Here is a 5,226-nt window from a genome sequence, read left to right as displayed (position 1 = left end):
GAAGCAATTAAGTCTGGCTTTAATTTCTTAGCAAATTCTTCAAATTCGTAGCCACTAACGTCATCGTAGATTAGAGTACCTTCTTGAGCATATTCAGCAGTACGCTTGTAGTCATCACCGTGACCGAACTCATAACCTGTACCGATAACTTCCATTCCTAAATCATCGAAAGCAGGAATAACGTGACGTGGACGTAAACCACCAACCATCATCATTACTTTCTTGCCTTCTAAACGAGGACGATACTTAGCAATTACTGCATCAGCTTGTTCTTGATACCGAGCAATTACTTTCTCTGTGTTTTCCTTGATTGTATCGTCGAAGTAAGAAGCAATCTTCCGCAGAGACTTAGCGATTTGAGTAGGACCAAAGAAGTTGAATTCAGTCCAGGGTATACCATACTCCTCTTCCATGTAACGGCAGATGTAGTTCATGGAGCGGTAGCAGTGGATGAGGTTCAGGTTCACCCTAGGAGCCATGAATACTTCGTTATAAGTACCATCACCTGTTGCTTGGCTAACAACTCTTAAGCCAATTTCATCTAATAATAAACGAGAACTCCAACCGTCACCACCGATGTTGTAATCAGCGATTAAGGATACGTCATAAGGAGTAGTTTCAAAGCCGATATCTTCGTTAGTGATCTTTGCAGATGGCTCGTATACCCAGTCACGCACTGTGTCGTTAGCAATGTGGTGACCTAAAGACTGAGAAACACCACGGAAACCTTCGCAACGTACTGGTACAACTGGCTTATTTAGTTCTTTAGCAGCTTTCTTAGCTACTGCTTCAATGTCATCACCAATTAGACCCACTGGGCATTCAGATTCAATTGTGATACCAGCATTCAGAGGGAATAAATCTTCGATTTCGTTCATGATTTTGGCGAGTTTCTTATCTCCACCAAAAACGATATCTCTTTCTTGGAAATCAGAGGTGAATTGCATTGTACCGAAAGTATCAACACCAGTTACACCGTTATAGTAGTTACGACGACCTGCCCAAGAGTAGTAACCGCAACCAACTGGACCGTGACTGATGTGAACCATGTCCTTAACAGGACCCCAAACAACCCCTTTTGCTCCAGCAAAAGCACAACCACGAGTTGTCATTACACCAGGAACTGATTTAACATTAGACTTAACGCCACAGTCAGATCCTTCTTCTAAAACATTGAGGTGCTTTTTCCGTCTCTTAGCAGCTTTTTCAGGATAAGCGTCTAATACCTCTTGAATTAACTGTTTATTCTGTTCGATTTTTTCAGATGCCATGTTACATATCTCCTTTTGGATATTGGAAGATTTTAGTGTTTGAGTTTTGTATTAGTGGAGGCAGGTGCTTTTTTATTATCTGCAAAACCTGCCCCTACAAAATTGATTAATACAAGACTCACCACTCAATATTTGTGTTGTGAGATGGGGTGTGATTAGCACACCCCTACTATTGTGCTAGAATATTTTAAGCTTATTTAGCTGTTTTTAAAGCTGCATCTTGCTCTGCAATTTGCTTCTGACGATCTTCTTCGTCACCTAATAGACCGAATTCAATTAACAACTCTTCTAATTCATCCATTTCTAGAGGAGTAGGAATAGTTAGTTTGTCGTTGTTGATAATCTTCTCAGCTAATGTATTGTACTCTTGAGCTTGGTTATCCTCTGGAGCATACTGTTCAACAGTCATACGACGGATTTCAGCGCGTTGTACAACGTTGTCACGAGGTACGAAGTGAATCATTTGAGTGTTGAGACGAGCTGCTAAGTTCTCAATTAACTCAGTTTCACGGTCAACTTTACGGCTGTTGCAGATTAAACCACCTAAACGTACACCACCAGCATGAGCATACTTAAGAACACCACGAGCGATGTTATTAGCAGCATACATTGCCATCATTTCACCGGAACATACGATGTAGATTTCTTGAGCTTTGTTTTCACGGATAGGCATTGCAAATCCACCGCAAACAACGTCACCTAGTACGTCATAGCTTACGAAATCTAGATCGGCATAAGCACCTTCTTCTTCTAGGAAGTTGATAGCAGTGATAATACCACGACCTGCACAACCAACTCCAGGCTCAGGACCACCAGACTCAACGCAACGGATTCCAGCAAAACCATCTTTCAATACTTCGTCTAGTTCTACGTCTTCAACAGCACCGCGCTCTGCAGCAACGTGAAGTACAGTAGTTTGAGCTTTAGCGTTTAAGATTAAACGAGTAGAGTCAGCTTTAGGGTCACAACCTACGATCATAATTCTCTGACCGTGACGGTTAGCCATTGCAGCTAGAGTGTTTTGAGAAGTAGTGGATTTACCGATACCGCCTTTTCCGTAAAATGCAATTTGACGCATGATAGATTTCTCCGTTTTGTTAGTGTGTTTGACTTTAAAATATGAATGAATGTGATTTCTTTGCTGTATAGGGTTTCCTTAGAGTTTGTGTTTGATGGCTGCTTTTTTCTAGGGCTTTTGGCTTTACAGCATCACAATCATAGATTTTTGTTCATGTAAGAACAGTGTGTGTTTAGCAGCAACATTGAGTGCCCGGAGGCGCTCGCCCTAAAGCTTGAGCAGGCATAACCTGCGTGTATATAATTGTCATTAATGCACCCGTTTTATTGGTTATTTGTCTATTTCAGTCAACAGTTAATTTTTTCAAACTTAGTAGATACACCTTGATAACTGTTAACTGACAACTGTTTTAAACTGATTCTACTACAATGCTTTCGCTTACTCGTTCTTTCAATGTAGCTTCAATCGCTCCTTTTAGTGTCGCCATTGCACTACTGCAAGTACCACAGGCACCTTTGAGTGTTACTAGGACGCGATCGCCATCTATATCAAATAACTCAACATCTCCTCCATCTTCCGCGAGAACAGGTCTCACTTCTTGTTCTAATACTTGTTGAATTAATGTGATTTTTTGTAGGTTTGTGAGTTTTGTGGCTGTTTTAGTAGTTGTAGGAATTTGTTGTGTTGTAAGTTCTGGCGTTTCGTAAACCGATTCGATTAGATCGTCAATATCTGCCAGACAGGAACCACAACCACCACCAGCCTTCACATAGTTTGTTACTTCTTCTGCTGTTTTGAGATTGTTTTCACGAATAACTCGCTTAATTTTGTTTTCCGTAATTGCAAAACAACTACAAACTAATGCGCCTTCGTGGTCTTCTTCGTGAACTTCTACTTCAATTCCTTTATACTTAAATATTGCTGCTTCTAATGCTTCCTCTCCCATGACTGAACAGTGCATTTTTTCTTCTGGCAGCCCTCCCAGGTATCCCGCAATATCCTGGTTTTTAATCTTCATGGCTTCGTCTATGGTTTTGCCTTTGAGCATTGCCGTTAGGGCAGAAGATGAAGCGATTGCACTAGCACAGCCAAAGGTTTGAAATTTTGCATCTAAGATTTCACCGGAGGCTTCGTTTACTTTGAGGTGTAGGCTTAGAGCATCTCCACAAGCTATACTGCCTACCTCTCCGCTAACTACCTTTTCCCCCTCTTTTTGGTCTGTAATGGTTCCTTGATTTTGGGGGTTATAGAACAAGTCCATTACCTTTTCTGTATATTCCCACATAGCCCTTATTGTTTAGAACACCCTAGTTTTTACTGATGAAAAATTCTGCTTTTTCTTGAAAGTTACCACTCAGTTAATAGAGTCATAAATTATTTTTTTAAGAGGTGGGTGAAACTTGATATTATTATCATTGCACATTTTTTATAATCAAGCAACCCCTTTTTTCCTCTTTTTTTCTTTTCAAGTAATCAGCTTTAAAAATCAATCACACCCCCTAGAAACTCTACTCTTATATTCTAGGTTTGTTGAGAAGTTTTCTGTTAATTCTGTTACAATTATGTGAGTTGTTAGCGTGAGATATACCCCTCTTTAACCTCTACAATCATTCTTGCTGAATCAACAGAGTTTTTCTGTTATTTTTGCTACAAAAAGTAGCGTAAACAAACATGTAGCAATCATTAAAACATTATGAATTTTAAGATTGTACAGTTGCCTCTTGTCGTTCTTGCAACCAATTCGCTTGGTCGTTTTTAAAAGGTGACAACGCTCGCAGACGTTCTACAACAGTCGGCATTACTGCTAACACTTCTTCAACCTCTTGGCGGGTTGTATACCGTGATAGAGAAAAACGAATTGAGCCATGTAAAACTGTATACGGCAGACCCATTGCCCGCAAAACGTGAGACGGTTCCAAAGACCCAGAAGTACAAGCAGAACCAGAAGAAGCACAGATACCATAATGGTTCAAATGCAGTAATATTGCTTCTCCCTCAATATACTTGAAGCCAATATTAGTAGTATTAGGCAACCTCTGAATAGGATGACCATTAACAGCACAATCAGGAATAGCAGCCAAAATACCGTTTTCCAAATAATCGCGTAGTTCCCGTTCCTTATTGATATGCGCCAAATGCTCTTGTGCCAATTCACAAGCTTTACCCAGAGCAATAATGCCAGGTACATTTTCCGTCCCTGCACGGCGTCCCCGTTCCTGATGTCCGCCAATTAATAACGGACGGAACCGAGTACCACGCCGTACATACAAAGCAGCAATACCTTTAGGAGCGTGCAACTTGTGACCAGACAAAGCTAGCATATCTATAGTGCTATTCTTCATATCCAAGGGCACTTTTCCTACTGCTTGCACCGCATCAACATGGAACAGCGCACCATATTCCTTAGCTATCTGCCCAATTTGCTCTATGGGGAAAATCACACCTGTTTCATTATTTGCATACATAACTGAAACTAGAGCAGTATTACCTGTAATAGAAGCTTCCAGTTCAGTTAAATCTATCATTCCCTGGCTATCTACTGACAGATAAGTAACTGTATACCCCTGTTTCTCCAGATGTTTACACAGATTTAAAACTGCCGGGTGTTCTACTTGAGTAGTAATAATATGCCGTTTATTAGGTTGAGCAGTCAGAGCAGCTCGAATAGCAGCATTATCACCCTCAGTACCAGAACTGGTAAAGATAATTTCTGTATCTTCGGCGTTGAGTAAAGCTGCTACTTGCGATCGCGCCTTTCTCACAGCCTTACCAACTTGTCCGCCAAAAGTGTGCATACTAGAGGGGTTGCCATAAAACTGACTCAGGTAGGGCAGCATTTCCTCTAGCACTGCCTCATCTACTTTAGTGGTAGCATTGTTGTCTAGATAAATGGTTTGTTGCATAGCTGAGTAAATACTTGAAGTGATGTTTGTAGGA

At 40.8% G+C, this 5,226-nt stretch carries 4 protein-coding genes; all 4 read right to left on the bottom strand.

Going from position 1 to position 5,226, the window contains the following annotated elements; translation table 11 throughout:
- The coding region (gene nifD / locus F6K22_RS30675) for a nitrogenase molybdenum-iron protein alpha chain (protein ID WP_293106945.1) at nucleotides 1-1,271 on the bottom strand (1,271 nt) is incomplete at its 3' end.
- A gap of 193 nt (nucleotides 1,272-1,464) precedes the next feature.
- Nucleotides 1,465-2,349, bottom strand: a complete 885-nt coding sequence (gene nifH / locus F6K22_RS30670; protein ID WP_293106942.1) for a nitrogenase iron protein — start codon at nucleotides 2,347-2,349, stop codon at nucleotides 1,465-1,467.
- 349 nt (nucleotides 2,350-2,698) lie between these two features.
- Nucleotides 2,699-3,574, bottom strand: coding sequence for a Fe-S cluster assembly protein NifU (gene nifU, locus F6K22_RS30665; protein ID WP_293106940.1), 876 nt, complete (start codon nucleotides 3,572-3,574; stop codon nucleotides 2,699-2,701).
- Between the two features lie 415 nt (nucleotides 3,575-3,989).
- Nucleotides 3,990-5,226, bottom strand: a 1,237-nt coding sequence (gene nifS / locus F6K22_RS30660) for a cysteine desulfurase NifS (RefSeq protein WP_375340212.1), incomplete at its 5' end; no start/stop codon positions are given.

The organism is Okeania sp. SIO2F4, from assembly GCF_010672385.1.
Classification (GTDB): Bacteria; Cyanobacteriota; Cyanobacteriia; order Cyanobacteriales; family Microcoleaceae; genus Trichodesmium.
Note: the sequence above shows the minus strand (reverse complement) of the source record. Positions and strands in the feature narration are given on the sequence as shown.

What these genes read in the sequence shown, in the direction of transcription:
- nifH (WP_293106942.1), bottom strand. Translation starts at nt 2,349, where the DNA reads ATGCGTCAAATTGCATTTTACGGAAAAGGCGGTATCGGTAAATCCACT.
- nifU (WP_293106940.1), bottom strand. Translation starts at nt 3,574, where the DNA reads ATGTGGGAATATACAGAAAAGGTAATGGACTTGTTCTATAACCCCCAA.